We start from the raw sequence: 26,976 nt of genomic DNA, 5'->3' as shown, positions 1-26,976 counted from the left end.
CAGGAGTGAATTGACCATGGCACAGGACGTGCACGAGTACGAAGTTGATCCTTCACAGGATGCGCCGCAGCAGGGTCCGTCCTGGCAGTCCAAGCGCTGGCCGATTACCGACGCGCTCGCCGGCGATGATCTGACCCGTGCGCTCGATCCCATGACCATCAAGGTCGAGGTCGCCAAGGCCGCCAAGAAGGCCGGCGCCGCGCTGGACGAAGCCGCGCTGGAACAGGCGGCCAACGACAGCCTGCGCGTGATGCTGCTGGTGCGCACCTATCGCGTGCGCGGCCACCTGGCGGCAGACCTTGATCCGCTGGGCCTGTCCAAGCAGTACCTGCCGGCCGACCTCAGCCCCGAATACCACGGCTTCCTGCCCAAGGACATGGATCGCAAGATCTATCTGGGCGGCACGCTGGGCCTGCAATGGGGCACCGTGCGCGAAGTGGTCGAGATCCTGCGCAAGAACTATTGCGGCAAGGTCGGCCTGGAATACATGCACATCTCCGACGTGGAGGAGCGCAAGTTCCTGCAGGACCGCATCGAAGGCGGCGACAAGTCGATCGACTTCACGCCCGAGGGCAAGAAGGCGATTCTGTCGGCCGTGGTGCGCGGCGAGCAGTACGAGAAGTTCCTCGGCAAGAAGTATGTCGGCACCAAGCGCTTTGGCCTGGACGGCGGCGAGTCGATGATCCCCGCGCTCGAAGCGGTGATCAAGTACGGCGGCCAGCGCGGGGTGAAGGAAATCATCTATGGCATGGCCCACCGCGGCCGCCTGAACATCCTCGCCAACGTGATGGCCAAGCCCTATCGCGTGATCTTCCACGAATTCTCGGGCGGCAGCGCCAACCCCGAAGACGTGGGCGGTTCGGGCGACGTGAAGTATCACCTGGGCACCAGCACCGACCGCGAGTTCGACGGCACCAAGGTGCACATGAGCCTGCTGCCCAACCCGTCGCACCTGGAAACGGTGGACCCCATCGTGCTGGGCAAGACGCTGGCCCAGCAGCAGTTCCGCGATGACGTGGGCCCGGGCAAGCACAAGCAGGTGCTGCCGGTGCTGATCCACGGCGACGCCGCCTTTGCCGGCCAGGGCATCGTCTGGGAATGCTTCGGCTTTTCCGGCGTGCAGGGCTACAACACCGGCGGTTGCATCCACTTCATCATCAACAACCAGATCGGCTTCACCACCAGCCCGCAGTTCTCGCGCGGCTCGCCCTACCCCTCTGACGTGGCCAAGGGCGTCCAGGCGCCGATCATCCACGTCAACGGCGATGATCCCGAAGCGGTGACCTTCGCGTGCAAGCTGGCGATCGACTATCGCCAGCAGTTCGGCCGCGACATCGTGATCGACATGTGGTGCTACCGCCGCTTCGGCCACAACGAAGGCGACGAGCCCTCGTTCACGCAGCCGCTGATGTACGCCAAGATCAAGAAGCATCCGGCCGTCTCGACGCTCTATGCCGAGCGCCTGGCCGCCGAGGGCGTGATCGACAAGGGCTGGAAGGGTGACGTGGAAGACCACTTCACCGCCACGCTCGAAAACGAGTTCGAAGCCGCCAAGAGCTACAAGGCCAACGAGGCCGACTGGTTCGGCGGACGCTGGGCAGGCCTCAACAAGCCGGCCGACCCGGTGACGGCGCGCCGCAACGTGGCCACCGGCATCGAACAGAAGCTGTTCGACAGCCTGGGCCGCACGCTGACCTCGGTTCCCGAAAGCCTGACCGTCCACAAGACGCTGGGCCGCGTGCTCGATGCCAAGCGTGAGATGTTCAACACCGGCAACGGGTTCGACTGGGCCACGGCCGAAGCGCTCGCCTATGGCAGCCTGGTCACCGAAGGCTACAACGTGCGCCTTTCGGGCCAGGATTGCGGCCGCGGCACGTTCAGCCAGCGCCACGCGGTGTGGGTCGACCAGACCGACGAGCACAAGTACGTGCCGCTGGCGACGCTGCCCCACGGCCGCTTCGAAGTGCTCGACAGCCCGCTGTCGGAATATGGCGTGCTCGGCTTCGAATACGGCTATGCCAGCGCCGATCCCAAGACGCTGGTGCTGTGGGAAGCGCAGTTCGGTGACTTTGCCAACGGCGCCCAGATCGTGATCGACCAGTACGTCGCCGCATCGGAAGCCAAGTGGCTGCGCGCCAACGGCCTCGTCATGCTGCTGCCGCACGGCTATGAAGGCCAGGGTCCGGAACACTCCTCGGCCCGCCTTGAACGCTATCTCCAGCTCTGCGCGGAAGACAACCTGCAGGTGTGCAACATCACCAGCCCGGCCAACTACTTCCACGTGCTGCGCCGGCAGATGCACCGCTCGTTCCGCAAGCCGCTGATCATCATGACGCCCAAGTCGCTGCTGCGCCACCCGCTGGCCAAGTCGACCGCGGCCGATTTCTTGGGCGAAGCGCAGTTCAAGCGCATCCTGTCCGATCCTTCGGCACCGGAAGACCGCGACACCCGCCGCGTGGTGCTGTGCTCGGGCAAGGTCGCCTATGACCTGATCGAGGCACGCGATGCGGCCGGCATCACCGATACCCAGATCATCCGGATCGAGCAGCTCTATCCCTTCCCGGGTGAGCCGCTGGCCCTGCGCCTGTCGCGCATGACCAATCTGGAAGACGTGGTGTGGTGCCAGGAAGAGCCGAAGAACAACGGTTCGTGGTTCTTTGCCGAGCCGCTGATCGAGGAATCGCTCAAGGCTGCCAAGGGCAAGGTCACGCGCCCCCGCTATGCCGGCCGTTCCGCCTCGGCCTCGCCCGCCACGGGCCTGGCCAAGCGCCACAATGCCGAGCAGGCCGCCCTGGTGGCCGATGCGCTGGCGCTGTCGGTGCGCGAGGAAATCCGCCGCAAGAAGAAGGCCTGACCGGCCGTTTCGTCCACCTGAATTCTCCCCAAGGAACACCAAGTCATGTCCATCGAAGTCAAGGTTCCGACGCTCGGTGAAAGCGTCAGCGAAGCGACGGTCGGCCAGTGGCTGAAGAAGCCCGGCGAAGCGGTGGCTCTGGACGAGCCCATCGTCAGCCTCGAAACCGACAAGGTTGCCGTCGAAGTGCCCTCGCCCGTTGCCGGCGTGCTGGGCCAGATCCTGGTTGCCGAAGGCGAAACCGTCACGGTTGGCGCGCTGCTCGGCACCGTGGAAGACGGCGTTGCCGCAGCCGGCAACGTGCCGGTTGCCCCGCGCGAGGAAAAGCCCGTGCCGCCCGCGTCCGACACAGTGGCTCCGGCCGCCGCGCCGGCCCCGGCTGCTGCTGCGGCTGTCCCTGCTTCGGCCCCTGCTGGTGACGATGCCGGCGCTGCCGCGCTGTCGCCGGCGGTGCGCCGCGCGGTGCTGGAGCACGGCATCGATCCTTCCACCGTCAAGGGCACCGGCAAGGACGGCCGCCTGACCAAGGAAGACGTGCTCGCCGCAGCCCAGGCCAAGGCCGCCTCGCCCGCTCCCGCCGCCACGGCCGCCGTGCCTGCGGCCGTTGCTGCCCCGGGCCGCAACGAGGAACGCGTCAAGATGACGCGCCTGCGCCAGACCATCGCCAAGCGCCTCAAGAGCGCGCAGGAAAACGCTGCCCTGCTCACCACGTTCAACGACGTGGACATGTCGGCGGTGATGGCCGCGCGCGAAAAGTACAAGGACGTGTTCGAGAAGAAGCACGGCGTGAAGCTGGGCTTCATGTCGTTCTTCGCCAAGGCTTCGTGCCTGGCGCTCAAGGACATTCCGGCCGTCAACGCCCAGATCCAGGGCGATGAAATCGTCTATCACGACTATGTCGATATCTCGGTGGCCGTGTCGGCGCCGAACGGCCTGGTCGTTCCGGTGGTGCGCGACGCTGACAAGCTCTCGTTCGCCGGCATCGAAAAGGCGATCGGCGATTTCGGCAAGAAGGCCCGCGAAGGCGCGCTGACCATGGAAGACATGAAGGGCGGCACCTTCACCATCTCCAACGGCGGTGTGTTCGGTGGCCTGATGTCCACCCCGATCATCAACCCGCCGCAGTCGGCCGTGCTCGGCCTGCACCGCATCGAGGACCGCCCCGTGGTGCGCAACGGCGAGATCGTGATCCGCCCGATGATGTACATCGCCCTGTCGTATGACCACCGCATCATCGACGGTCGCGAGGCGGTTACCGCGCTCAAGACTATCAAGGAAGCGATCGAAGATCCCACCCGCCTGCTGATCGATCTCTGATCGGCACTGCACGGCGCGCCCGGTGACCACCGCCGGGCGCGCCAGCGTGCATCCACGCGAACTTGTGTGATAAGTCGCGCCAGTCCCGCCACCGTTTTCGGGAACGCGCGAACAGGAGGCCGCAATGGCTGAATATGATTATGATGTCCTGGTGATCGGCGCTGGCCCGGGCGGCTATGTCGCGGCGATCCGCGCGGCCCAGTTGGGCCTCAAGACTGCCTGTGCCGAAGGGCGCGAAACGCTGGGCGGCACCTGCCTCAACGTGGGCTGCATCCCGTCGAAGGCGCTGCTGCACGGCTCGGAAAAGTTCGAGGAAGCCGTCAACGGCACCTTTGCCAAATATGGCATCAAGACCGGCCCGGTGGAACTGGACCTCTCTGCCATGCAGGCGCAGAAGCTCGACTCCGTCAAGGGCCTGACCGGCGGCATCGAATTCCTGTTCAAGAAGAACAAGATCACCTGGCTCAAGGGCTATGCCACGTTCGAAGACGCGCACAGCGTCACCGTGGCCGGGCAAAAGGTTTCGGCCAAGCACATCGTCATCGCCACCGGTTCGTCGGTCACCCCACTGCCGGGCGTGACCGTGGACAATGACGCGGGCGTGGTGGTCGATTCGACCGGTGCCCTCGCGCTCGACCGCGTGCCCGAACACCTGGTGGTGATCGGCGGCGGCGTGATCGGCCTGGAACTGGGCTCGGTCTGGCGCCGCCTGGGTGCCAAGGTCACTGTGGTGGAATACCTTGACCAGCTGCTGCCCGGCATGGACGGCGACGTGCGCAAGGAAGCCGCCAAGATCTTCAAGAAGCAGGGCATGGCGCTCAAGCTCTCGACCAAGGTCACCGGCGTGGCCGTCGAAGGCGGCAAGGCGACGCTCACCGTCGAGCCTTCGGCCGGCGGCGCTGCCGAAACGATCGAAGCCGATTGCGTGCTGGTGGCGATCGGCCGCCGGCCCAACACCAATGGCCTCGGCCTCGACAAGATCGGCCTGGAGCTGAACGGTCGCGGCCAGATTGAAACCGACCACGATTTCCGCACCAAGGTGGACGGCGTCTGGGCTATCGGTGACGTGATCCCCGGCCCGATGCTGGCACACAAGGCCGAGGACGAAGGCATTGCCGTTGCGGAAAACATCGCGGGCCTGACGGGCATCGTCAACCACGACGTGATCCCCGGCGTGGTCTATACCTTCCCCGAATTTGCCGGCGTGGGCCTGACGCAGGAAGCCGCGCTGGAAAAGGCCGGCGGCGACCAGTCGAAGATCAAGGTCAGCAAGTTCCCCATGCTGGCCAACAGCCGCGCCAAGACCAATCACGAGCCCGATGGCTTCGTGAAGGTCATTGCCGATGCGCAGACCGACCGCGTGCTGGGCGTGTGGGCGATCGCCTCGGTGGCCGGCACGATGATCGCCGAAGCCGCGCTGGCGCTGGAATTCGGTGCCACCTCGGAAGACATCGCCTATACCTGCCACGCGCACCCGACCCATTCGGAAGCGCTCAAGGAAGCGGCAATGGGTATCCGCGAAAAGCCGATCCACATCTGATCGCCTTTTGGCACAACCGATGAAACAAGGCCGCGCCGGGGCAACCGAGCGCGGCCTTTTTCATGGGCGAACGGGCGCCATCATGGCGCCGGGAACTTTGCCCCCGCCTGGCGCGTAATGCGCCCAAACGGGGCAACTGCACATGACACTTTCGCGTAAGGTCGGCAGCGCAGCAGCGCTGACCGCGTCGATCCTGCTGGCCGGCTGCCACCACAGCCCGGTGACAGAGGCGCCACCGCGCGCCAACGATGCCATCGCCGTGCCGCCCCAGGCCTCTACCATCGCCGTGCCGATCGTCGCCCGGCTGGACGAACTGAGCGCCGCGCTCGAACGCGAGGTGCCGCGCCAGCTGTGGTCGATCGACAAGCCGGGGCAGGATTGCCTCGCCTCGCAGCGGGTCAAGGTGCTGGGGGTCAAGCTCAAGACGCCGCGCGTCGAATGCCGCATCGTGGGCGATGTGGTGCGCGGGCCGATCACGCTGGCGGGCCAGGGCCAGGATCTGGTGGTCACGCTGCCGCTGCATGCCACGCTGCGCGCAAAGGATATTGCCGGCGTGTTCAAGCAGGAAACCGCCACCGGTGATGCCGTGGTGCGCGCCCATGTGCGGCTGTCGCTGGCCAACGACTGGAAGCCGCGCGCCACGCTCGATATCCACTATGACTGGACCAATGCCCCCGGCATCGATTTCCTGGGCCAGCGCATCACCTTTACCGACAAGGCTGATGCCAAGCTCAAGGACGTGGTCGCGCGGCTGGAGCGGACGCTACCACAGGAATTGGACAAGCTGCATCTCGACCGCGAGATCGGCAAGGCCTGGGCCAGCGCGTTCACCTCGCTGGAACTCAACCACGCCAATCCCCCGGTGTGGATGCGGGTCACGCCGCATGACTTGCGCTATGGCGGCTATGCCGTGGAAGGGCGGCGCCTGGTGCTGCGCCTGGGCATGCATGCGCAGACCGAAACCTTTGTCGGCAACCGGCCGCCCGATCCGGCCGTCACGCCGCTGCCGCCCGTGCGCAAGCTGGAAACCACGCCGGGGCGGATGCTGTTCGTCATCCCGGTGATTGCCGACTATCGCGAACTGGAGCCGGTGATCGCCCGCGCGCTGGTCAAGCGTTCGGCCCGCCCGTTCGACGTGCCGGGCCTGGGGCCGATCACCGCCCGCTTTGGGAAGGTGACATGCTATGGCACGCGCGGCGGCAAGGTGGCGGTGGGTGTGCAGTTTGCCGTCGATGCCGCGCCCCACACTGCACATGGCACCGTGTGGCTGACCGGCACTCCGGTTAACGCGCCCAATTCGCGCAAGGTCGGCTTTGCCGATCTGGCGGTTTCCGGCGTGACTGACAGCACCGGCACCGATGTCCTGCTCGGCCTCGCCAATGCGCCGGGCCTGTCCGAAACGATCGCGGCCGCGCTCGCCCAGAATTTCGAGAACGACTATGCCAAGCTGATGGGCAAGATCGACCGCGCGCTGACCGAAAAGCGCACCGGCGATTTCATCATCCGCGCGCGGATCGAGGATGTGCACACGGGCCAGCTCAAGGCAGCCGGCCAGGGGCTGTATCTGCCGGTCGAAGGCACCGGAACCGCCACGGTCAGCCTCGACATGCGCTGACCACCAAGGCAAGGGTGGTGCCATGCCCCTGGTTCCACCCCTGCCCACCTCGCTGCCCCACGCCGTGGCCCCCGCCCTGCCCGCCGTGATCGGCTTTGCCGATCTGGCCGGCATCGCCGTGTTTGCGCTGTCGGGCGCGCTGGTGGCCGCGCGCATGCGGCAGACCTTGGTGACCATGTGCTTTTTCGCGGTGATCACCGGGGTGGGCGGCGGTTCGGTGCGCGATCTGCTGATCGGGGCGCCAGTGTTCTGGGTGCACGATCGCTGGGTAGCGCTGGTGTGCCTGGGCATGGCGGTATTGTGCTGGCTCACGCCGCATCGCTGGTGGCGCGGCGCCGCGCTGGAATGGGCCGATGCGGTGGGCCTGGGCGCCTATGCCGTCTTGGGCACGACCAAGGCGCTGGCCTATGGCATTCCGCCGGTGCCGGCCTTCATGATGGGGGTGATCACCGGTTGCGTGGGCGGCGTGATCCGCGATTGCGTGGCCGGGCGCCCGTCGATCATCATGCGCCCCGAACTCTATGTGACAGCCGCCGCGCTCGCCGCCGCGCTGTGTTCGGCGGGGCAGGCGCTGCACCTGCCCAAGGGCTGGGTCTGGGCGGTATCGGCGCTGGCCGGCTTTGCCCTGCGCGCTGCGGCGATCCGCTGGAAACTGGCGATCCCGGCCTATGGTGGGGGCAAGAAGGCTGACCTCGGTGAGCAGCTTCCACCACCCCCCGCCCCCCTCCTCTGAAGAGGAGGGGGAGAACGGACGCTCGGCTCCCCTCCTCTTCAGAGGAGGGGCTGGGGGTGGTGCGAGGCTACGCGCGCCGTTCGATTGTGCGTTGCAGCGCAGCATGAATTGGGGCAACCTCCACAGCCATGATCAAGGCGGGCCTCCATCACCTCACGCGCTATTCCTATGCCAAGCCGGTTCGATTGGGGCCGCAGGTGATCCGATTGCGGCCGGCGGCGCATAGCCGCACCGCAGTCCCCAATTACTCCTTGAAGATCAGCCCGGCCAATCACTTCATCAACTGGCAGCAAGACCCCTACGGCAACTGGCTGGCACGGATCGTTTTTCCCGATCCGATCGATCATTTCGAGATTGCTGTCGATCTGTTGGCCGATCTGGTCGTGATCAACCCGTTCGACTTCTTTGTCGAAGACTATGCCGAAACCTATCCCTTTGCTTATGCAGAGGAATTTCAGACAGACCTAGCCGCCTACCGCGAGATCGAGGCGCAGGGCCCGCTGTTCGAGGAGATCCTCACCCAGTTCACCGGGTACGAGGGCCGCACCATCGACTTCCTGGTGGCGATCAACCAGGCGGTGAACCAGCGCATCGGCTATGTCATCCGCATGGAACCGGGGGTGCAGGCTCCGGAAGAAACCCTGGACGTGGGCACTGGATCGTGCCGCGATTCCGCCTGGCTGCTGGTGCAGCTGCTGCGCCGCCTGGGCTTTGCCGCGCGCTTTGTCTCGGGCTATTCGATCCAGCTGACGCCTGATGTCGCGGCGGTGGATGGCCCGGCCGGCGTGCCGCAGGACGTGTGCGATCTCCACGCCTGGACCGAAGTCTATCTGCCCGGTGCCGGCTGGATCGGGCTGGATGCCACCTGGGGTCTGTTTGCTGGCGAAGGGCACATCCCGCTGTGCGCCACGCCGCATTATCGCACCGCCGCCCCGATCGAGGGCGTGGTGCTGGAGCCGGTCCATTCCGATTTCCATTTCGAGATGGAGGTTTCCCGCCTGGCCGAAGCGGTGCGCATCACCAAGCCGTTCACCGATGCCCGCTGGGACGCGCTCGACGCGCTGGGCCAACAGGTGGATGCCGATCTTGCCGCGCAAGACGTGCGTCTGACCATCGGTGGCGAGCCAACCTTCGTGGCCGACGGTGATTTCGAAGCACCGGAGTGGAACAGCAGCGCGGTGGGGCCAACCAAGGCGTGGTATGCCGACCAGCTGATCCGCAAGCTGCGCGGCCATTTCGCGCCGGGATCGCTGCTGCACCATGGCCAGGGCAAGTGGTATCCGGGGGAAAGCCTGCCGCGCTGGGGCTATTCGATCTATTGGCGCAAGGATGGCGTGCCGATCTGGCGCGACGAGAACCTGATCGCGCCCGACCGGCCGACGCCCGATGCCATCGCCACAGTTGACGCCGATGACGCCGCGCTATTCCTGCGCGAAACCGCGACTGTGCTTGGCGTGGCGCCCGAAAACGTCGCCCCGGTCTATGAAGATGCGCTCGAATGGATCGTGCGCGAGGCTGAACTGCCCGAAAATACCGAGCCCACCGATCCCAAGCTGAACGATCCCGAAGTGCGCCAGCGCTTTGTCCGCACGTTCCAGCGCGGCTTGACCAAGCCGGTGGGCCATGTCCTGCCGATTCAGCGCCAACAACCGTGGCAGGCCCGCCGTGCCCATGGGCTGCGGCAGTGGTATTCGGAAAAGTGGAAGCTGCGCCGCGGCGCCCTGTTTGCCGTGCCCGGCGACAGCGCGCTGGGCTATCGCCTGCCGCTCAATTCGCTGCCGCACGTGCCGCCAGCCGCCTATCCCTATATCCACCCGCGCGACACGGCCGAGCCGCGCGAGCCGCTGGCCGATTTTCGGGCCCAGGCGATCGAACGGGCGGTGCAAACGCGCGATGCGGCAACGCCAGACACCATGTCGCACGAGGACCGCAGCCGCGAGGCGCGCGCCCAGGGCCATGACCTGCACAGCGCCAGCCCGGGCCGGCAGACCCGCGTGGAACAGACCATCGCGATCGAAGGCGCGGTGCGCACGGCGATCTCGGTGGAGCCCAAGGGCGATCACCTGTGCGTGTTCATCCCGCCGGTCGAAACGCTGGAAGACTATCTCGACCTGATCGCCAGCGTCGAGGCGGTGGCCGAGGAAACGCGCCTGCCGGTACGCATCGAAGGCTATCCCCCTCCGCCCGATCCGCGCCTGATGGTGCTCAAGGTCACGCCCGATCCCGGCGTGATCGAGGTGAATATCCAGCCCGCCGCATCGTGGGCAGAATCGGTGGAGGTCACCGAAACACTTTACCAATGCGCACGCGAGGTGGGGCTGACAGCCGACAAGTTCATGGTCGACGGGCGCGCCATCGGCACCGGCGGAGGCAATCACATCGTGCTGGGTGGCCCCACGCTGCTCGACAGTCCGTTCATCCGCCGGCCCGACCTGCTCAAGTCTTTCGTGATCTATTGGCAGCGGCATCCCAGCCTCAGCTATCTGTTTTCGGGCATGTTCATCGGCCCCACCTGCCAGGCGCCGCGCATCGACGAGGCGCGGCACGACGGGCTCTATGAACTGGAAATCGCGCTGGCCCAGGTGCCCGGCCCCGATCAGCCGCAACCGCTGGCCTGGGTGGTCGATCGCCTGTTCCGCAACCTGCTGGTCGATGTGACCGGCAACACCCACCGCACCGAAATCTGCATCGACAAGCTGTTTTCGCCTGATGGCCCCACCGGGCGGCTGGGCCTGGTGGAATTTCGCGGGTTCGAGATGCCGCCAGACGCGCGCATGTCGCTGGCCCAGCAACTGCTGCTGCGCGCGCTATGCGCGTGGTTCTGGCGCCAACCCATTGATGGCCCGCTGGTGCGCTGGGGCACGCAGCTGCATGACAAGTTCATGCTGCCCCACTTCGTCTGGGCCGATTTCCTCGATGTGCTGGCTGATCTGCGCGGCGCGGGCTATGATTTCGATCCCGTGTGGTTCGAGGCGCAGCGCCAGTTCCGCTTTCCCGTGCACGGCGAAGTGGAAGGCGGGGGTGTGCACCTGGAAGTGAGCCACGCGCTGGAACCGTGGAACGTGCTGGGCGAAACCGGTGCGATCGGCGGCACCGTGCGCTATGTCGACAGTTCGACCGAACGCTTGCAGGTGCGCGCCAGCGGCCTGGTGCCGGGGCGCCATGTCATCACCTGCAATGGCCGCCGCGTGCCACTCAACTTTACCGGCACGCCGGGAGAGGCGGTGGGCGGCGTGCGCTACAAGGCCTGGCTGCCGGCCAACTGCCTGCATCCCATGCTGGCACCCCATGCCCCGCTGACGTTCGATATCTTCGATACCTGGAACCAGCGGTCGCTGGGCGGCTGCGTCTATCATGTGGCCCATCCGGGTGGGCGCAATTACGATTCGGTACCGGTCAACGGCTATGAAGCGCAGGCGCGGCGCCAGGCGCGGTTCCAGGATCATGGCCATTCGCCTGGCCACCTGCCCGTGCCGCCGGCGGAAATGCCCGGGGAATTTCCCATGACGCTCGATCTGCGCCGCCCCGCCGGTCTGGCCTGAACCCATGGCAGCCCAGACCATGGCGGCCAAACCCGGTCCCGGCCCGGTGCCGGGCCTGGCCGCCTATCCGGTGGATGTGGGTGCGGGCGATCTCTATCGCGATGCCGCGCCCGATGTGGCCCAGACCTGGCAACGCGCGGCGCAAAGCCTGCTGGCGCTGCGCGAAGAGGCCGGGGTGGCCGTGCAGGAACTGGTCGGGCGCCAGATCCTGGACCTGGGCATGTCGTTCCGCCTGACGGGTGAGGATGACGAGCGCGATTGGCCGCTTTCGCCCATGCCGCTGATCGTCGGCGCGCAGGAATGGGCCGAGGTGGAGCGCGGCCTGGTGCAGCGCGCGCGCCTGCTCGAAGCGGTGGTCGATGATATCTATGGCGAAGGGCGCCTGGTCGCCGATGGCCACCTGCCCGCTGCACTGATTGCTGGCAGCCGCTATTTCGCACGCTCGATGGTGGGCGTGGCGCCGCGCAGCGGGCCGCATATCCACGTCTATGCCGTCGATCTGGCGCGCGGGCCGCGCGGGCAATGGCGCGTGCTGGGCGATCGGCTGCGGCTGGCCAACGGCATTGGCTATGCTTTGGAAAACCGCCTGGCGCTCTCGCGCGTCACCGGCGGGCTGCTCACCGACATGCGCGCGCGGCGCCTGGCGCAGTTCTTTTCCGATCTGCGCGGTGGCATTGCCCGCGAATGCCAGCGCGAAAATCCGCGCATCGCCCTGCTCACCCCCGGCCGCTTCAACCAGTCCTATCCCGAACAAGCACACCTGGCGCGCTATCTCGGCTTTCCATTGGTGGAAGGGCGCGACCTGACGGTCAGCGATGATCGCGTCTATGTGCGCACCATCGCCGGGCCCAAGCGGGTGGATGCGGTGTGGCGCTGGATCGATACCAACGCGCTCGATCCGCTGCGCTTTGACGCGCGATCGGAAATCGGCGTGCCCGATCTGTTCGAGGCGCTGGATCGCGGCGGCCTGACCCTGGCCAACTGGCCCGGCGCCGAAGTGCTGGAGGCGCCGGCCTTTGCCGCCTTCATGCCGCGCCTGTTCTCGGTGCTGCTGGGCGAAGAGCCGATCCTGCCCAATGTCGCCACCTGGTGGTGCGGCCAGCCGCGCGAGGCGCAGGACGTGGCCGCGCGCCTCGACCAGTTGATGATCACTCCCGCGTTCGGCACCGGGGTGGAAGGCCTGCCCCATGGCCGCGCAGTGGCCGGGCGCAGCCTCGACAAGGCGCAGCGTCACGCTCTGCTCGCCGCCATGGCGCGTAGGCCGGTGGACTATTGCGGCCAGGAAATCGTCACCCTGTCGACCACGCCGGCGCTAATCGGCGAGGCATTCGTGCCGCGCGCCTTTACCGTCCGCGCGTTCGTGGCGCGCAATGCGGCGGGCGAGTGGACAGTGATGCCCGGCGGCTTTGCCCGGCTCTCCTCCTCGGGCGAAATGGTCAACACGATGATGGGCGAAGGCGATATTTCCGCCGATGTCTGCGTGGTGGATACCAAGGCCGATGCCGCTGCCGTCAACGCCACGCCCTCGGTGCTGGGCGCGCCGCCCCCGGTGCGGCGCGGTGGCGGCATCCTGGCAAGCCAGGCGGCCGACAACCTGTTCTGGTTCGGCCGCTATGTCGAGCGCGCCGAAGCCACGGTGCGGATCATCCGCGCGGTGCTGGGCAATTCGATCGAGGTGGATGCCGCCGCCGGCCACAGCCCCGAGGTGATCGCGCGGCTGGTTGATCTGATGGTAACCTGGGGCGCCCTCTCGCGCGAAGAGGCCGATTTGCCGATGCCCCAGGCCTGCGCCGCGGCGCTGTCAGACACGGCGATGAACGGCTCTGTCGGCGCGTTGTTTGCCGCGATCCGTGCCACGGCCCTCACCCTGCGCGATCGCTTCACCACCGATTTCTGGCGCATTGCCAGCCGCCCCCTGCCGCCGGTGGACGGCCATCGCGCCGGCGCGTTGCTGCGCACCGCGCGCGAGTTGATCGAGCGGCTTTCGGCGCTGTCGGGCCTGCTGGCGGAAAACTTCACGCTTGGCCCCTCGCGCCATTTCCTCGACATGGGCCGCCGCCTGGAACGCGCTGTGGCGCTGTGCCAGACGCTGCGCGCGCTGTCAGCCCGGATCGACACGCCAGAGGCGCTGGGCGTGCTGCTCGATCTGTCAGACAGCCAGATCACCTATCGCGCGCGTTATCTTGCCGCGCCGAGCACGGCGCCGGTGCTCGATCTGCTGCTGCTCGATCCCACCAACCCGCGCTCCCTGGCGTTTCAGGCGCAGGCACTGGTCAGCCATATCGAGGCGCTGCCCGCGCTGCGCGAAGACAACCTGCCCGAAGCCCCGCTGCTGGAAGCGCGCGCGATCCTGGCGCCGCTGTCGAGCCTGCCGGTGGAAGCGTGGAACCTGGCGCGGCTGGCCGAGGCGGAACAGCGCCTGCTGACGCTGTCCGACACCATCTCCACCCGCTACTTCCTGCAGTTCGAAAAGGCTGGCGGTGGCGCCAGCAGCAGCTTGCTCGCATGATCTACGATATCCGCCACAAGACCCGCGTGGATTATGCCGCCCCAGTGCGGCTCGCCCGGTTCAACCTGCGCCTGCGCCCCGCGCCCTGGCCCACGCAATCCGTCAGCGATTTCCGCCTGGCCGTGGCGCCCGTGCCGTGGTCGATGGAGGAAGAAGCCGGGCCGTTCCTGGTCAACCGCAGCCGCCTGTTCATTCGCGAGCCGCTCGATGCGCTGGAAGTGGAAAGCAGCTTCCGCGTGGAAGTGCGCGCGCCCGATCCCGAACTGGCGTTGGCCAAGACACCCAGCGTGGCCGAAATCGGCGCGCGGGCGGCCGCCCATCGCGATCTTTCCGCGCTGGGCCCGGCAAGCTACATCTATCCCTCGTCGATGACCCCGCTTTCGCCCGAGATCGTGGGCTGGGCCGGCCCGATCCTGGCCGGCGCGCGCAGCGTGATGGATGCGGGGCTGGCCCTGATGCACGCCATCCACGATGAATTCACCTATGATGGCAGCGCCACCACGGCGGAAACCCCGCCGCTCGACGCTTTCCGGGCGCGCCATGGGGTGTGCCAGGATTTTGCCCACGTGATGATCGTGGCGGCGCGAGGCCACGGGCTGCCGGCGGCCTATGTCAGCGGCTATCTGCGCACCCTGCCCCCGCCGGGCCAGCCGCGCCTGGTAGGCGCCGATGCGACTCACGCCTGGGCCGCGCTGTGGTGCGGCGATACGCTGGGCTGGGTGGGGTTTGATCCCACCAACGCGATGCTGGCCTCAACCGACCACGTGTTTACCGCGATGGGCCGCGACTATGCCGATGTCGCGCCGATGGACGGCGTGTTCCACGGCGGCGGCGGGCAGACCGTGGCCGTATCGGTGGACGTGGCGCCGGTGACAGAGCCGGTCGGCTGACGACCTCGATCAGGCCGGAACGCCGGTGCCCTGTGCCAGGAACGGCCGCGCCTCGGCCACCTGGCCTTCGAATGCGCCGATCGCGTCGCTGCGCGCCAGGGTCAGGCCCACCTCGTCCAACCCGTTGATCAGGCAGTGCTTGCGGAACGCGTCGATCTCGAACGTGAAGCGGTCCTGGAACGGCGTGGTTACGGACTGCGCATCAAGGTCGATCGCGATCGGATCGGTCTGCGCCACTTCGAGCAGGCGATCGACCTGTTCCTGCGGCATCACAACGGTAAGGATGCCGTTCTTGAACGCGTTGCCGGAAAAGATATCGGAAAACGACGGCGCGATGACCGCCTTGATGCCCAGGTCGAGCAGCGCCCAGGCGGCATGTTCACGGCTGGAACCACAGCCAAAATTGTCGCCCGCGATCAGGATCGGCGCGCCCTTGAACGTCTCGCTGTCGAACAGGTTGTCAGGGTCTGCGCGCAGCGTTTCGAATGCGCCACGGCCGAGCCCCTCGCGACTGATCGTCTTGAGCCACTTGGCCGGGATGATCACGTCGGTGTCGATGTTCTTGCGGCCGAACGGAATGGCGCGGCCTTCGATGTGGTTTACCGGTTCCATGCCCCCGCTATAGCCGCCGCCACGCCCTGCGCAACGGCGGAAATAGCCTGTGCAGGCAGGAAACGATCAGCCCCACCTGCTGTCGTTCGGTCTTGGGGCCTCAATCGGTTTCGGGGGCATCGCCCAGCGGGGTCTTGTCGGCCACCTTCTGGGCGCGTTCCTTGCGGCGGTTGGTATAGAGCAGCGCCGCCGCCAGTGCCGCAGACCCGACGGCCGCCGCTCCTGCCAGGACAGCCGTTCCGGCCCAGTTTTCCTTCTTGGACACGCCTTCCTCCTTCTTATGGGCTGCAAGAATTGGCCCGCTTGCCGCACAATGCAACGCTCAATCGAGGAATTTCCGCAGAGAATTCCATTCCAGCTGCTTTTGCGCGAGTGTCACCGCACAATAGGCCGGGCTGCTTGACGGCAGTTGAATGAATGAAATTTCAGCAAGATCGGCCATTTGCGCACGGCCATGACGCGCCGCCGTCGCCCCGTTGAAGCCGATCGCGCGCAAGGCCGGCAGGCGGGCGGCCAACTGCGCCAGTGGGGCCAGTTGCGCCGCCTTGATCGCGGTATCGAGGCTGCCCCGGCGCGTGGCGCTGGCGACGGTGTCCCACAGGCCGATGCCCGTGCTGCGCAGCACATCCAGCCTCTCGGGATAATCCAGCGTGACCAGATCGCGCCCGATCACCCCACCCACCAGCCGCCAGAACTGGTTCTTGGGATGCGCATAATACCGCCCAGCGGCCAGCGACGCCTCCCCCGGCAGGCTGCCGCAGACCAGCACGCGGGTCTGCGCATCAACCACCGGGGCAAAGGCGGATTTGCGCGAGTCGTTCAAACCGGTGCGGTCACACCAGCTCGCGCACGTCCGTCAACCGGCCGGTCACCGCTGCGGCAGCGGCCATGGCCGGGCTGACCAGATGGGTGCGCGCGCCGGGGCCCTGGCGACCGACGAAATTGCGGTTCGAGGTAGAGGCGCAGCGCTCGCCAGCCGGCACCTTGTCGGGGTTCATGCCCAGGCACGCCGAGCAGCCCGGCTCGCGCCATTCAAGGCCCGCGTCCTTGAAGATCACGTCCAGCCCTTCGTCTTCGGCCATGGCCTTGACCAGGCCCGATCCGGGCACGACGATCGCCCAACGCACATTGTCGGCCTTTTTGCGGCCCTTGAGGATCGCGGCGGCGGCGCGCAGGTCTTCGATCCGGCTGTTGGTGCAGCTGCCAATGAAGACGTTCTGGATTTCCACCGTGTCGAGCGCAGTGCCCGGCGCCAGGCCCATGTATTCCAAAGACTTGCGGGCGGCATCCTGCTTCGACGGATCGGCAAAGCTTTCCGGCGCGGGCACCGTGGCGGTGATCGGCAGCACGTCTTCGGGGCTGGTGCCCCAGGTGACCGACGGCGCGATATCGGCCGCATCGATCACCACGATCTTGTCATACTGCGCGCCGGCATCGGTTGCCAGGCTCTTCCACCAAGCCACGGCCTTGTCCCAATCGGCGCCCTTGGGCGCATAGGGGCGGCCCTTCACGTAGGCGAAGGTCTTGTCATCAGGCGCGATCAGGCCGGCACGGGCGCCATGCTCGATCGCCATGTTCGAAACCGTCAGGCGGCCCTCGATCGACAGGTCACGGATAACCTGGCCGGTATATTCGATGACATAGCCGGTGCCACCTGCCGCACCGAGCACGCCGGTGATGTGCAGCACCACGTCCTTGGCCGAAACGCCCGGCGTGAGCGTGCCCTCGACGCGCACTTCCATGGTCTTGCTGCGCTTGAGCAGCAGGGTCTGCGTGGCGAGCACATGCTCCACTTCCGACGTGCCGATGCCAAAGGCCAAGGCCCCCAGGCCACCATGGCAGGCGGTGTGGCTGTCACCGCACACGATCGTGGCGCCGGGCAGCGAAAAGCCCTGCTCTGGCCCGACGACGTGGACGATGCCCTGCGCCGCATCGGCATCGCCGATATAGCGGATGCCAAACTCGGGCGCGTTGCGCTCCAGCGCGGCGAGTTGCTGGGCGCTTTCGGGATCTGCGATGGGAATGCGATGGCCGGCCGCATCGCGGCGCGCGGTGGTGGGCAGGTTGTGATCGGGCACCGCCAACGTCAGATCGGGGCGGCGCACCTTGCGCCCGGCCATGCGAAGCGCTTCGAACGCCTGCGGGCTCGTCACTTCGTGAACGAGATGGCGGTCGATATAGATCAGGCTGGTGCCATCCTCGCGGTTTTCCACGACGTGGGCATCCCAGATCTTTTCGTAGAGCGTCTTGCCGGTGCTGGTCATGCAGTGCGGTTAAGCATCGCCCCCGCGCATTTCAAGCACCAAACGGCAAGAACACGCGGGGGCATGCGTCATTTTCTGTCCCGGCGCTGCCTTGGCACGCCTCAAACCGGGGTTCAGGCGATGCCAGGGCGAGCCTGACTGGCACCGATCACCAGCGATCGCGATCCCAGTCGGCACGTTCCATCCGCAGCTGCTGGCGGATCTGGTTGACCCGGCTGGCCAGCCAGCGCACTTCGTCGCGGCTCAGGCCATCGCGGGCATACATCTTGTACTGGCGCTGCACGACCATCGCCTGGCGGCGCAACGGCGCTGCTTCGCGCGGAGAGATGGTGCGGTTGCGCACAGCACGGTCGATGGCAAAGCGCAGCTGGCCGATATCCTGGCGGATCGCAGCGTCACGGCGCGGCGTCATCCAGCCGCCCATTGCCGGGCCAGGGCCGTGGTGCCAGCCACCGGGCGGCGGCGGCGCGGGCTGTGCCAGGGTCGGGGCAGCCAGGCCCACCGTGGCCGGGATCAGCGCGGCGAGAATGAGCTTTTTCATGGGCTTTACTCCTTGCTTGTCAGCGACGCCTGGCGATTGAGCGCCCGCGCCGTTTGATGATCATGGTTTGGCAAAGTGATCCTGAACCAAACGCGATCCGCGCGTTCGGGTTTCAGCAAGGATGGCGGGGCGCGCTTGATAACTTGCCCAACGCCCCCCAGCCCTGCCCGATAAAACGCATCGCCGCCGCGCGTGCATTGCGCTATGGGCGCTGGCCATGGATATCCTGCTTGCCATCATGATCGTGCTGGGCGCTGCTGCCACCATGGAACTGGTCGCGTGGTCCAGCCACAAATACATCATGCACGGCTTTGGCTGGGCGTGGCACCGTGATCACCACGAACCGCACGATGGTTTCCTGGAAAAGAACGATCTCTACGCCGTGGTCGGCGCGGCCATTTCGATTTCGATGTTCGCCATTGGCAGCCCGGTGGTGCTGGGCGCGCATGCCTGGTGGCCGGGCACCTGGATCGGCATGGGCGTGCTGGTCTATGGCCTGATCTATACCTTCATCCACGATGGCCTGGTGCATCAGCGCTGGTTCCGCTGGGTGCCCAAGCGCGGCTATGCCAAGCGACTGGTCCAGGCGCACAAGCTGCACCATGCCACGATCGGCAAGGAAGGCGGGGTCAGCTTCGGCTTTGTCGTCGCGCGCGATCCCGTAGTGCTCAAGCGCGAATTGCGCGAACAGCGCGCCGCCGGCATCGCCGTGCTGCGCGAAGCGGTCGAGTAAGAGATTCTCCCCGCATGGCGGGGAGGTGGCAGGCCGCAGGCCTGACGGAGGAGCGTTCAGCCCAGCTCCACCACATCCCCCACGGCCAGATCGGCGGCGCCATCGGGAACGGCATTCATGCCGAACACCGGCTGGCGCTGCCACACCCGCCCCATGCGGCGCAGCGTGGCCAGCGGCTCGCGGTCATGGCTTTCCCCCGTCTGCGGGTCTTGCGTGGTAATCACGCAGCGCGTGCAGGGCTTGACCAGCCGCAGCGTGAGCGCGCCGATGCGCAAGCTGGTCCAGCCCTCTTCGGCAAAGGCCGCAGGCGCCCCGGTGATCACCAAGTTGGGGCGAAAGCGCGCCATGGTGATCGGCGCGGGCAACTGCGCATTGAGCGCGTCGAGCGATTCCTGCGTGGTGACGAGCAGCGGAAAGCCATCGGCAAAGCCCACGGCATCGCCCGGCTGGCCATAGCGCGGATCGACCGGGCGGATCACGTCATCGCCGATGTGGACCAGGTGAACCGGCTGGCCCAGCCGCGCCGAAAGCCAGGCGTCGGCCACGGCGCCAGCAGGGGTGGCTGCCAGGCTGTCTCCCCACACCTTGACCGCGCGGCGCTCGGTCGTGGTCGGCACCGCCACCTTTACCGATGGCGCAGCCGCATGGTGCAGCGTCAGGCCGCCATCGGCATGGGGCACGGCCTGCAGCAGGGCCATCGCCGGCAGTTCGCGGCGGGTGAGGAAGCGCCCCTGCGGATTGACGATCATCCAGCGCCGGTCGCCGGCCACGCCCTGCGTGGTGATCGTGGCGCGCTCCAGCGCCTCTCCCCCCAGGGACTTGACCGAATAGCGATGGATGGCGGCAAGCTGCATGCGATATCCTATTCGGCGCGGGTCCATATCCAGGTGCCGCTCAAGACCATGACCGCTGCCGGGATCAGCACCCAGGGCCAGCCGGCGGTGAACGCGGTTACCCCCACGCTCAGCGCCATGGTGGCGAGCGCGGCCTTCTTGGCGCGGCGGGGGATGGCGCGCCGGGTGCGCCATTCCCGCAAGGGCGGGCCCCACTTGGGATGATCGAGCAGGCGCTGCTCCCACGCGGGGTTGCCGCGCGCAAAGCAGAACACTGCCAGCAGCAGGAACGGCACCGTAGGCAGCAGCGGCAGGAACGCGCCCACCGTGCCCAGCCCGACAAAGAACAGGCCCGCAGCCGTCCAGAGATGGCGGCGGACCATGCCCGCCGTCAGCCCGCCGCAGCCAGGCGCGCGGCGTGTTCGCGCACCAGCGCAATCATGTTGGGCAGGCCCTGCGTGCGGTTGGATGAAAGCTGGTTCTTGAGATTGAACGGCGCCAGCGCCTCGGCAATGTCCATGCCTGCCACCTCAGCAGCGGGCCGGTCCTGCACGGCGGCCAGGACCAGGGCAATGATGCCCTTGGTGATCGCTGCGTTGCTATCGGCCAGGAAATGCAGGGCGCCGCCCTCCCCCTCGGTGGGATAGACCCATACCGCTGCCGAGCAGCCACGCACCAGCGTGGCATCGGTTTTCAGCGCATCGGGCATCGGCTCAAGCTCTCGCCCAAGGTCGATCAGCAAGCGATAGCGTTCATCGCCATCGCTGAACTCGTACTCTTCGAGAATGTCGGCAAGGGTGCGCATGGGCTGGGCCTTAGGCGGCGTGGACAAATTCCGCAATGCCACGGTTGCCCTGCAAGAGGCCCTGGCGAGGCGCGAGGCCGCAGGAAGAGTGGGCCTCTTTCAAGGCGGAGCAACGCTGCCAGGGCCTCTTGCAGGGCAACCCCTCCGGGGCTGGACCAAAAACCGCCATTGCCGCGTCGGCTCGCCGCGCAATATTCCCGATATTCCGCTTCCTCGCCTCCTTGAACTGGCGGTTTTTGCTTCCAGCCGTGGCACTGCGGAATTTGTCCACGCCGCCTAAAGCGGGAACCAGCCCACCTCAAGCCTCAACGATCGCGCAGGGATTCGATTTCACGGGCAAGGTCGGTCGATCCCCGCTGATCGGTCAGGATGCGCTCCAGCACTTCCACCCGGCTGCGCAGCGCAGCCACTTCGCGCGCGAGGGCGGCATTTTCCGCGGCATCGGCGATGGGATAGGTATCCTGCTGGGCGCTGTGGCGGCGGTGGCGCAGGCTGGCCCAGGCCAGGATCGCGACGATGGCAACAAGAGTGGCTCCAAAGCTCACGGGTAGGAAATCCTTGGCTGGACCGGGTAAATCGGGCGGGGGGAAAAGGGAGGGCGGGTAAACGCGATCAGTTGAACTGGGGCATGGCCGAAGCCTCACGCCCCTGCATCATGCCTTCCAGCACGCGCACGCGCTGTTCCAGCCGGGCGGTCTGGGCGGCATATTGCGCCGCCTGCTCGGCCGTGGCGCGGGTGGTGGCGATGATTTCCCGCTCGCGCTGATCCATCCGGCGCGACCAGGCCTGCGCTGCCATTACCAGGCCGACCAGCAAAGTGGCCAGGGTGGCAAAGGCCAGCAGGACGATGGCACCGGCGGCAGTCATTGCAGCTTGCCCGAAACCGGGGCGCGGGCGGCGCCGTCGTGCTGGCTGCCTTCGATGCGGTTGACATCGCGCAGCGCCTCGATCTGCAGGGCCACGTCATAGCCACCATCGGTGACGATGCGTTCCAGAACGCGCACCCGATCTTCCAGCGCCTGGTTCTGGACGGCATATTGTGCGGCCTTTTCGGCCGTGGCGTTGGCCTGGATTTCCGCCATCCGCCGGCTGTGCCGGGTCCAGATCGCAAGGCCTGCGATCATGAACGGGGCAAGCGGGATAAGCAGGGCAAGTGTTCCGTGATCCATGGCAGCAGTCCCCTTCGAAGTGCCGGGATGGGATGGGATGGTGGCTTAGCGCAGGCTTTCGATTTCCTGAGCCAGGCGCGGATTGCTCGAGACGTAGAAGTGTTCGACTTCGGCCAGGCGGCGGTCGATGTCGCGCAACGAGGCGCGCACTTCGCGGGCCGAACGGGCGGGCGATTGGCGCACGCCCTGCCAGAACTTCTGCTCCTGCCGATCGGCATAGAGCGCGGCGGGCTTCTTTTCAGCCAGGAAACCCAGCGCGAGATAGATGATCGGCAGGAAGCCGAGCCCGCAGCAGGTGCCGACGATCAACGCCAGCCGCACCCACAGCACATCAACCCCGGTGTAGTCGGCAATCCCGGCGCACACGCCCATGAACTTGCCGTTGACCTTGTCGCGATAGAAACGGGTACGGGCAGCGCTCATTTCACGGTCCCCTTGGTTTGCGTCATCAGCCGATCGAGTTCCGACAGGTCGGCCTGGTGGTTGGTGCGCTCGGCCGCCAGGCTGGCCGGGCGGAATTGCGGGTTTTCGCTGGCCACCAGGCGCTCCACCGTGTCCATCCGCTCTTCCAGGCGGCGGGCGACGCGATAAAGCTCTTCCAGCAGCTGCTCATCGCCGCTGGTCAGGGTTGCGGCGGTCTTCCACTTGGTCATGTAGTGCAGCACGATCCATGGCAGCGCGACGAACAGCGTTACCAAGGCAAAGAACGGCGTCAGGTCCATATCGCCCATGGTGATCAGCCCTCCTTGCCCATGGCGCGCTTCATCGCGGCCAGTTCCTCGTCGATCTTGTCCTGCCCGGCGAGGGCGGCAATCTCGTCGGCCAGGCTGGGCGTCCCGCTTTCGGCAATGCTCAGCGCATCGGCGCGGCCTTCGGCATAATCGACGCGGCGTTCGAGCTGGTCGAACCGCGACAGCGCCTCGTCCACGCGCTCGCTGGTCATCAGGGCACGCAGGCGCACGCGGTTTTCGGCGCTTTCCAGGCGGGCGGCAATGGCGGTCTGACGGCTGCGGGCCTCGCGCAGGCGGGTCTGCAGCTTTTCGATGTCCTGCTCATAGGCGCGCATCGAATCGTCGAGCACCGCCACTTCGCCGCGGAGCTGGTCGGCCATGTCGGCGGCCTTCTTGCGCTCCATCAGGGCAGCGCGGGCCAGATCCTCGCGGTCCTTCGACAGAGCGAGTTGGGCCTTGTCGGCCCAATCGGCCTGCAGGCGGTCAAGCTTGGCCACATGGCGCAGCATTTCCTTCTGGTCGGCAATGGTCCGCGCGGCCGAGGCACGCACCTCGACCAGCGTCTCTTCCATTTCCAGGATGATCATGCGGATCATCTTGGCCGGATCGTCGGCCTTGTCCAACAGATCGTTGAAATTGGCGGCAATGATATCGCGCGTGCGCGAAAAGATGCCCATCAGGTTTGCTCCGTTGAAAAAAGGCCTTGCGGCGTTCGTATCACTTTGGCCGGTCCCCGACGAGGGCCGCATCCGGGCGGCCCGCAGCGCATCGTCAAAGCGCGAGGAACCGCCGGAAGACTGCGGGCCTGCCGGCACGGGTTCGAGAATGGAATTCATGCCAGGCCCCCGGTGATCGCCGCGACCGAGCGGGTGATGCCGGTGTGGCCAGCCGACGCGGCGTGGACGCTGTGGCCCAGGCCGGGCAGTTCCGGCATATGGTTGGCCAGGACCACTGCATTCATCGCCAGCATCGCGGCAATGCTGACCAGGGCGGCGCGGCCAAGACGGGTGGAGAAGAACGGGGCGGTGGTCATCGGGGTTACTCCAGAGCGGTTGTCCTGTATTCAGCAAGGCCCGTGCCAAAATCGAAAAGCGGCTGATTTTCGCCGTTTTCCGAAAATTCTCCGCCCCGTAGAATGGCGCATCTTGCCCGCACTTGGGAAAATATGCCAAATGTTGGGCCATGGATCGCGAAGTTCAGTTCATCGGCCAATCCAGCGCCTTTCTCGACGCGGTCGAGCGGGCCAGCCGCGCCGCGCCGATGCGCCGCCCGGTGCTGGTGATCGGTGAACGCGGCACTGGCAAGGAACTGATCGCCGAACGCCTGCACCGCCTGTCCACGCGCTGGCAGGAACCGCTGGTGACGATGAACTGCGCCGCCCTGCCCGAAACCCTGATCGAGGCCGAACTCTTCGGGCACGAGGCCGGCGCCTTTACCGGCGCGACCCGCGCGCGCGTCGGCCGCTTTGAAGAGGCGGACAAAGGCACGCTGTTCCTCGACGAGTTGGGCACGCTGTCGATGGGCGCGCAGGAACGCCTGCTGCGCGCGGTGGAATATGGCGAGGTGACGCGCATCGGCGCCAGCCGGCCGATCCGCGTGGACGTGCGCATCGTCGCTGCCACCAACGAGGATCTGCCCAGGATGGCGGCGCAAGGCCGCTTTCGCCCAGACCTGCTCGATCGCCTCAGCTTCGAGGTGATCACCCTGCCCCCGCTGCGCGTGCGCGAGGGTGACGTGGCCGTGCTGGCCGAGTATTTCGGCCGGCGCATGGCGGCCGAACTGCAATGGGATGCCTGGCCCGGCTTTGCCGCCCATGCCCAGCAGCAGCTGGAAACCCACGCCTGGCCGGGCAACGTGCGCGAACTGCGCAACGTGGTGGAACGCGCGGTCTATCGCTGGGACGATCCTGACCGCCCGATCGCGCATGTACAGTTCGATCCGTTTGAAAGCCCGTGGAAACCCGCCGCCTTGATGGCGCCGGCCAGCGATGCCTGCACCACGGTGCTGCAGCACGCGGCCAGCCCCGCCGATTTCGATACGATCCAGGATCTGCGCGCCGCGGTGGATTCCCACGAACGCGCCATCCTGGAGCATCACCTGGGCCGCAACCGCTATAACCAGCGGCAGACCGCCAAGGCGCTGGGCGTGACCTATGACCAGTTGCGTCACTGCCTGAAAAAGCACGGGTTGCTGGAGCGTGGGCAGGGATGATGTCTGCAGGTGTTGTTTCAGGTTTCCACCACCCCCACCCCCCTCCTCTAAAGAGGAGGGGGCTTTTTGATGCGGTTCTCCCCCTCCTCTTCAGAGGAGGGGGTCGGGGGGTGGTGGAAACCAAGCGCCCCCCGCAAAACCCATGGCGCTAACCCGCCTGACCCTGCGCGATTTTCGCAACCATGCGGCCACCCGGCTTGATGGCATGGCGCGCTTCAACGTGCTGGTGGGGGAAAACGGCGCGGGCAAGACCAATGTGCTCGAAGCGCTGTCACTGCTGGCGCCGGGCCGGGGCCTGCGCCGTGCCCAGCCGGCCGAAATGGCCGCGCGCCATGGTGATGGCAGCTTTGCCGTAGCGGCCGAGATGGAAGCGGGCGAAGTGGTGCTCGGCACGCATACCCAGCCCGCCGCGCCCGGCCGCCGCCTGGTCAAGGTCAACGGCGCACAGGCACCGGCGGCGCGGTTGGCGGAATGGCTCTCGCTCACCTGGCTGACCCCGGCGATGGACCGGCTGTTTGCCGAAAGCGCGGGCAACCGCCGGCGTTTCCTCGATCGGCTGGTGCTGGCCCGCCTGCCCGGCCATGCCCAGACCAGCGCCCGCTATGAAAACGGCCTTCGCGAACGCAACCGCCTGCTGGCAGACGACCGCGAACCCGATCCCGCCTGGCTCGACGCGCTGGAAACGCAACTCGCGCAGACCGGCGCAGCGATCGTCGCCGCGCGGGCAAGCCTCGTGGCCGATCTTGGCGCCGTGCTGGAAACCGTTCCCGAACAGCCTTTTGCCCGGCCGTCGCTGGCCTATGCCAGCGAAACCCCGGCCGATGAAGAGGCCCTGCGCAGCGCCTTGCGTCAGAGCCGCCGACGCGATCGCGCGGCCGGGCGCACGCTGATCGGCCCGCACCGCGATGATCTGGCCGTGCGCCTGGCCACCAAGGATGCTCCGGCGGCCGATTGCTCCACCGGGGAGCAGAAGGCGATGCTGATCGCCATCGTGCTGGCCCATGCCGAACTGACCGCCGGACCGCGCCCGCGCCTGCTGCTGCTCGATGAAATCGCCGCCCATCTCGATCCGCTGCGCCGCGCCGCGCTCTATGAACGGCTCGCTGCCTCGGGCGCGCAAGTGTGGATGACTGGCACCGAAGCGGCGCCCTTTGCCGAAATCGCCGGTGAGGCGGCGATGTGGCAGGTCCACGATGGAGCGGCAGTGCGGGATTGATCCGCAACCAACAAAACCCACGTCACCCCGGGCTTGACCCGGGGTCCCGCTGTTTTCGTGACGCACCAAGGAAAAGCAGGACCCCGGGTCAAGCCCGGGGTGACGGGTTATTTTGGTGCAAGGCCTTGGCCAGGGCCTGGGCCACGGCTGGCTGGGTGGCGGCAACGATCGCATCCACCCCTTGCGCATTGGGGTGCATGTGATCGGGCAGTTGCAGCGCCGGCCGGGCAATGATCGGTTGCAGGAAGAACGGCACCAGCGCGGCATCATACTTTTTCGCCAGGGCCGGCCAGATCGGGTTGAACGCGGCCACGTAATCCGCCCCCATGTTCGGCGCGGCGAGCATGCCGGTGAGCATCACAGGAATGCCCCGCCGCTTGAGTTCCGCGAGGATCGCATCGAGGTTGGCGCGGGTCTGTGCCGGCGGCAGGCCGCGCAGCATGTCGTTGCCGCCCAGGCCGACCATCACCAGCGCCGGCTTGCGCGGCTGGTTATCCAGCGTGAAGGCCAGCCGCTGCCGCGCCGCCGCCGTGGTATCGCCCGAAACGCCGGCATTGATCACCCGCGCCTTGACCCCCGCGGCATTGAGCGCCGCCTGCAACCGCGCCGGATAGCTTTGCCCCTGGTCCAGCTGGTATCCGGCATAGAGGCTGTCTCCAAATGCCAGGATCACCGGCGCGTCTGCCGGCACAGCGGCGGCGACTGGCGCACCTGCAGCCGTGGTCGCGCCCCGCGTTTCCAGCGCATCGGGCGCCTTGTCGCGCGAACAGCCGGCAAGCGGCAGCAAGGCCAGGGCAGCAAGAACCGGAACAGCATAAACAGGCGCGCGCATCGGGTTTCCCATAAAGACAGGTGCTGCCC

At 66.8% G+C, this 26,976-nt stretch carries 27 protein-coding genes; 11 read left to right on the top strand and 16 right to left on the bottom strand.

What is annotated here, in order from left to right; translation table 11 throughout:
- The first annotated feature begins 16 nt into the window (after positions 1-16).
- From FHW97_RS02415 to FHW97_RS02380, 8 genes are all read left to right on the top strand, one after another.
- Positions 17-2,854, top strand: coding sequence for a 2-oxoglutarate dehydrogenase E1 component (locus tag FHW97_RS02415; protein ID WP_062786295.1), 2,838 nt, complete (start codon positions 17-19; stop codon positions 2,852-2,854).
- Positions 2,855-2,899: 45 nt separating this feature from the next.
- Positions 2,900-4,171, top strand: coding sequence for a 2-oxoglutarate dehydrogenase complex dihydrolipoyllysine-residue succinyltransferase (odhB, locus tag FHW97_RS02410; protein ID WP_054130621.1), 1,272 nt, complete (start codon positions 2,900-2,902; stop codon positions 4,169-4,171).
- A gap of 124 nt (positions 4,172-4,295) precedes the next feature.
- On the top strand, positions 4,296-5,711 hold the full coding sequence (lpdA, locus tag FHW97_RS02405) for a dihydrolipoyl dehydrogenase (protein ID WP_171797890.1): 1,416 nt from the start codon (positions 4,296-4,298) through the stop codon (positions 5,709-5,711).
- A gap of 142 nt (positions 5,712-5,853) precedes the next feature.
- Positions 5,854-7,326: a DUF4403 family protein gene (locus FHW97_RS02400; protein WP_171797889.1), complete on the top strand. Its 1,473-nt coding sequence runs from the start codon at positions 5,854-5,856 to the stop codon at positions 7,324-7,326.
- A gap of 22 nt (positions 7,327-7,348) precedes the next feature.
- Positions 7,349-8,059 (top strand): trimeric intracellular cation channel family protein, encoded by a 711-nt coding sequence (locus FHW97_RS02395; protein ID WP_171797888.1) that lies wholly within the window; start codon positions 7,349-7,351, stop codon positions 8,057-8,059.
- Positions 8,060-8,187: 128 nt separating this feature from the next.
- Complete coding sequence (locus FHW97_RS02390) at positions 8,188-11,601, top strand: DUF2126 domain-containing protein (protein WP_171797887.1); 3,414 nt, start codon at positions 8,188-8,190, stop codon at positions 11,599-11,601.
- A 4-nt stretch (positions 11,602-11,605) separates the two neighbouring features.
- Positions 11,606-14,110 carry a circularly permuted type 2 ATP-grasp protein gene (locus FHW97_RS02385; protein ID WP_253941526.1) on the top strand — a complete coding sequence of 835 codons (2,505 nt, stop codon included), beginning with the start codon at positions 11,606-11,608 and terminating at the stop codon, positions 14,108-14,110.
- The gene (locus FHW97_RS02380; protein WP_171797886.1) at positions 14,107-15,000 is read left to right on the top strand and encodes a transglutaminase family protein; all 894 of its coding nucleotides are present in this window, start codon (positions 14,107-14,109) and stop codon (positions 14,998-15,000) included. The genes FHW97_RS02385 and FHW97_RS02380 overlap by 4 nt, the downstream gene beginning before the upstream one ends.
- 9 nt (positions 15,001-15,009) lie before the next feature.
- Here FHW97_RS02380 and leuD read toward each other — a convergent pair whose 3' ends face one another.
- The 5 genes from leuD to FHW97_RS02355 form a co-directional block, all read right to left on the bottom strand.
- Positions 15,010-15,612, bottom strand: a complete 603-nt coding sequence (gene leuD, locus FHW97_RS02375; protein ID WP_062786282.1) for a 3-isopropylmalate dehydratase small subunit — start codon at positions 15,610-15,612, stop codon at positions 15,010-15,012.
- Between the two features lie 100 nt (positions 15,613-15,712).
- Positions 15,713-15,877 (bottom strand): hypothetical protein, encoded by a 165-nt coding sequence (locus tag FHW97_RS02370; protein WP_022677102.1) that lies wholly within the window; start codon positions 15,875-15,877, stop codon positions 15,713-15,715.
- Positions 15,878-15,934: 57 nt separating this feature from the next.
- Positions 15,935-16,435 (bottom strand): DNA-deoxyinosine glycosylase, encoded by a 501-nt coding sequence (locus FHW97_RS02365; RefSeq protein ID WP_022677103.1) that lies wholly within the window; start codon positions 16,433-16,435, stop codon positions 15,935-15,937.
- 10 nt (positions 16,436-16,445) lie between these two features.
- Positions 16,446-17,876: a 3-isopropylmalate dehydratase large subunit gene (gene leuC / locus FHW97_RS02360; RefSeq protein ID WP_022677104.1), complete on the bottom strand. Its 1,431-nt coding sequence runs from the start codon at positions 17,874-17,876 to the stop codon at positions 16,446-16,448.
- Between the two features lie 148 nt (positions 17,877-18,024).
- Positions 18,025-18,417: a hypothetical protein gene (locus tag FHW97_RS02355; protein WP_171797885.1), complete on the bottom strand. Its 393-nt coding sequence runs from the start codon at positions 18,415-18,417 to the stop codon at positions 18,025-18,027.
- Positions 18,418-18,634: 217 nt separating this feature from the next.
- Between FHW97_RS02355 and FHW97_RS02350 the strand changes: the two genes are divergently transcribed.
- Positions 18,635-19,150 carry a sterol desaturase family protein gene (locus FHW97_RS02350; RefSeq protein WP_171795683.1) on the top strand — a complete coding sequence of 172 codons (516 nt, stop codon included), beginning with the start codon at positions 18,635-18,637 and terminating at the stop codon, positions 19,148-19,150.
- Between the two features lie 56 nt (positions 19,151-19,206).
- Here the strand turns inward: FHW97_RS02350 and FHW97_RS02345 are convergent, their stop codons facing one another.
- The 10 genes from FHW97_RS02345 to FHW97_RS02300 all read right to left on the bottom strand — a co-directional run bounded on the left by FHW97_RS02345 (position 19,207) and on the right by FHW97_RS02300 (position 23,721).
- The gene (locus tag FHW97_RS02345; RefSeq protein WP_171797884.1) at positions 19,207-20,004 is read right to left on the bottom strand and encodes an MOSC domain-containing protein; all 798 of its coding nucleotides are present in this window, start codon (positions 20,002-20,004) and stop codon (positions 19,207-19,209) included.
- Between the two features lie 8 nt (positions 20,005-20,012).
- On the bottom strand, positions 20,013-20,366 hold the full coding sequence (locus FHW97_RS02340; RefSeq protein WP_022677108.1) for a YbaN family protein: 354 nt from the start codon (positions 20,364-20,366) through the stop codon (positions 20,013-20,015).
- A gap of 8 nt (positions 20,367-20,374) precedes the next feature.
- Positions 20,375-20,788, bottom strand: coding sequence for a SufE family protein (locus tag FHW97_RS02335; protein ID WP_054130632.1), 414 nt, complete (start codon positions 20,786-20,788; stop codon positions 20,375-20,377).
- 305 nt (positions 20,789-21,093) lie between these two features.
- Positions 21,094-21,333: a hypothetical protein gene (locus tag FHW97_RS02330; RefSeq protein ID WP_054130633.1), complete on the bottom strand. Its 240-nt coding sequence runs from the start codon at positions 21,331-21,333 to the stop codon at positions 21,094-21,096.
- A 67-nt stretch (positions 21,334-21,400) separates the two neighbouring features.
- Positions 21,401-21,655 carry a hypothetical protein gene (locus FHW97_RS02325; RefSeq protein WP_022677111.1) on the bottom strand — a complete coding sequence of 85 codons (255 nt, stop codon included), beginning with the start codon at positions 21,653-21,655 and terminating at the stop codon, positions 21,401-21,403.
- Positions 21,652-21,957, bottom strand: coding sequence for a hypothetical protein (locus tag FHW97_RS02320; protein WP_022677112.1), 306 nt, complete (start codon positions 21,955-21,957; stop codon positions 21,652-21,654). Before FHW97_RS02320 ends, FHW97_RS02325 begins: the two co-directional genes overlap by 4 nt.
- Positions 21,958-22,002: 45 nt before the next feature.
- Complete coding sequence (gene pspC / locus FHW97_RS02315; RefSeq protein ID WP_062786270.1) at positions 22,003-22,380, bottom strand: envelope stress response membrane protein PspC; 378 nt, start codon at positions 22,378-22,380, stop codon at positions 22,003-22,005.
- On the bottom strand, positions 22,377-22,688 hold the full coding sequence (gene pspB, locus FHW97_RS02310) for an envelope stress response membrane protein PspB (RefSeq protein WP_082349712.1): 312 nt from the start codon (positions 22,686-22,688) through the stop codon (positions 22,377-22,379). Before pspB ends, pspC begins: the two co-directional genes overlap by 4 nt.
- 5 nt (positions 22,689-22,693) lie before the next feature.
- The gene (pspA, locus tag FHW97_RS02305; RefSeq protein WP_237741068.1) at positions 22,694-23,437 is read right to left on the bottom strand and encodes a phage shock protein PspA; all 744 of its coding nucleotides are present in this window, start codon (positions 23,435-23,437) and stop codon (positions 22,694-22,696) included.
- Positions 23,438-23,520: 83 nt separating this feature from the next.
- The gene (locus FHW97_RS02300; RefSeq protein ID WP_022677116.1) at positions 23,521-23,721 is read right to left on the bottom strand and encodes a hypothetical protein; all 201 of its coding nucleotides are present in this window, start codon (positions 23,719-23,721) and stop codon (positions 23,521-23,523) included.
- A gap of 149 nt (positions 23,722-23,870) precedes the next feature.
- On the opposite strand from FHW97_RS02300, the gene pspF reads away from it, so the two are divergent.
- On the top strand, positions 23,871-24,899 hold the full coding sequence (gene pspF / locus FHW97_RS02295) for a phage shock protein operon transcriptional activator (RefSeq protein ID WP_171797883.1): 1,029 nt from the start codon (positions 23,871-23,873) through the stop codon (positions 24,897-24,899).
- A 142-nt stretch (positions 24,900-25,041) separates the two neighbouring features.
- A complete protein-coding gene (gene recF, locus FHW97_RS02290; protein ID WP_171797882.1) occupies positions 25,042-26,115 on the top strand; it encodes a DNA replication/repair protein RecF in 1,074 nt (357 codons plus the stop codon).
- Between the two features lie 88 nt (positions 26,116-26,203).
- On the opposite strand, the gene FHW97_RS02285 is transcribed toward recF, so the two are convergent.
- A complete protein-coding gene (locus FHW97_RS02285) occupies positions 26,204-26,947 on the bottom strand; it encodes an arylesterase (protein WP_171797881.1) in 744 nt (247 codons plus the stop codon).
- Positions 26,948-26,976: the final 29 nt, after the last annotated feature.

The sequence above is a fragment of the Novosphingobium sp. SG754 genome (genome assembly GCF_013149315.1).
GTDB classification, from domain to species: domain Bacteria; phylum Pseudomonadota; class Alphaproteobacteria; order Sphingomonadales; family Sphingomonadaceae; genus Novosphingobium; species Novosphingobium capsulatum.
Note: the sequence above shows the minus strand (reverse complement) of the source record. Positions and strands in the feature narration are given on the sequence as shown.

Excerpts from the sequence above, each read along its gene's own strand:
- FHW97_RS02415 (WP_062786295.1), top strand. The coding sequence starts at position 17 with ATGGCACAGGACGTGCACGAGTACGAAGTTGATCCTTCACAGGATGCG.
- odhB (WP_054130621.1), top strand. The coding sequence starts at position 2,900 with ATGTCCATCGAAGTCAAGGTTCCGACGCTCGGTGAAAGCGTCAGCGAA.
- lpdA (WP_171797890.1), top strand. The coding sequence starts at position 4,296 with ATGGCTGAATATGATTATGATGTCCTGGTGATCGGCGCTGGCCCGGGC.
- FHW97_RS02400 (WP_171797889.1), top strand. The coding sequence starts at position 5,854 with ATGACACTTTCGCGTAAGGTCGGCAGCGCAGCAGCGCTGACCGCGTCG.
- FHW97_RS02395 (WP_171797888.1), top strand. The coding sequence starts at position 7,349 with ATGCCCCTGGTTCCACCCCTGCCCACCTCGCTGCCCCACGCCGTGGCC.
- FHW97_RS02390 (WP_171797887.1), top strand. The coding sequence starts at position 8,188 with ATGATCAAGGCGGGCCTCCATCACCTCACGCGCTATTCCTATGCCAAG.
- FHW97_RS02385 (WP_253941526.1), top strand. The coding sequence starts at position 11,606 with ATGGCAGCCCAGACCATGGCGGCCAAACCCGGTCCCGGCCCGGTGCCG.
- FHW97_RS02380 (WP_171797886.1), top strand. The coding sequence starts at position 14,107 with ATGATCTACGATATCCGCCACAAGACCCGCGTGGATTATGCCGCCCCA.
- leuD (WP_062786282.1), bottom strand. The coding sequence starts at position 15,612 with ATGGAACCGGTAAACCACATCGAAGGCCGCGCCATTCCGTTCGGCCGC.
- leuC (WP_022677104.1), bottom strand. The coding sequence starts at position 17,876 with ATGACCAGCACCGGCAAGACGCTCTACGAAAAGATCTGGGATGCCCAC.
- FHW97_RS02355 (WP_171797885.1), bottom strand. The coding sequence starts at position 18,417 with ATGAAAAAGCTCATTCTCGCCGCGCTGATCCCGGCCACGGTGGGCCTG.
- FHW97_RS02350 (WP_171795683.1), top strand. The coding sequence starts at position 18,635 with ATGGATATCCTGCTTGCCATCATGATCGTGCTGGGCGCTGCTGCCACC.
- FHW97_RS02345 (WP_171797884.1), bottom strand. The coding sequence starts at position 20,004 with ATGCAGCTTGCCGCCATCCATCGCTATTCGGTCAAGTCCCTGGGGGGA.
- FHW97_RS02340 (WP_022677108.1), bottom strand. The coding sequence starts at position 20,366 with ATGGTCCGCCGCCATCTCTGGACGGCTGCGGGCCTGTTCTTTGTCGGG.
- FHW97_RS02335 (WP_054130632.1), bottom strand. The coding sequence starts at position 20,788 with ATGCGCACCCTTGCCGACATTCTCGAAGAGTACGAGTTCAGCGATGGC.
- FHW97_RS02325 (WP_022677111.1), bottom strand. The coding sequence starts at position 21,655 with ATGACTGCCGCCGGTGCCATCGTCCTGCTGGCCTTTGCCACCCTGGCC.
- FHW97_RS02320 (WP_022677112.1), bottom strand. The coding sequence starts at position 21,957 with ATGGATCACGGAACACTTGCCCTGCTTATCCCGCTTGCCCCGTTCATG.
- pspC (WP_062786270.1), bottom strand. The coding sequence starts at position 22,380 with ATGAGCGCTGCCCGTACCCGTTTCTATCGCGACAAGGTCAACGGCAAG.
- pspB (WP_082349712.1), bottom strand. The coding sequence starts at position 22,688 with ATGGGCGATATGGACCTGACGCCGTTCTTTGCCTTGGTAACGCTGTTC.
- pspA (WP_237741068.1), bottom strand. The coding sequence starts at position 23,437 with ATGCGGCCCTCGTCGGGGACCGGCCAAAGTGATACGAACGCCGCAAGG.
- FHW97_RS02300 (WP_022677116.1), bottom strand. The coding sequence starts at position 23,721 with ATGACCACCGCCCCGTTCTTCTCCACCCGTCTTGGCCGCGCCGCCCTG.
- pspF (WP_171797883.1), top strand. The coding sequence starts at position 23,871 with ATGGATCGCGAAGTTCAGTTCATCGGCCAATCCAGCGCCTTTCTCGAC.
- recF (WP_171797882.1), top strand. The coding sequence starts at position 25,042 with ATGGCGCTAACCCGCCTGACCCTGCGCGATTTTCGCAACCATGCGGCC.
- FHW97_RS02285 (WP_171797881.1), bottom strand. The coding sequence starts at position 26,947 with ATGCGCGCGCCTGTTTATGCTGTTCCGGTTCTTGCTGCCCTGGCCTTG.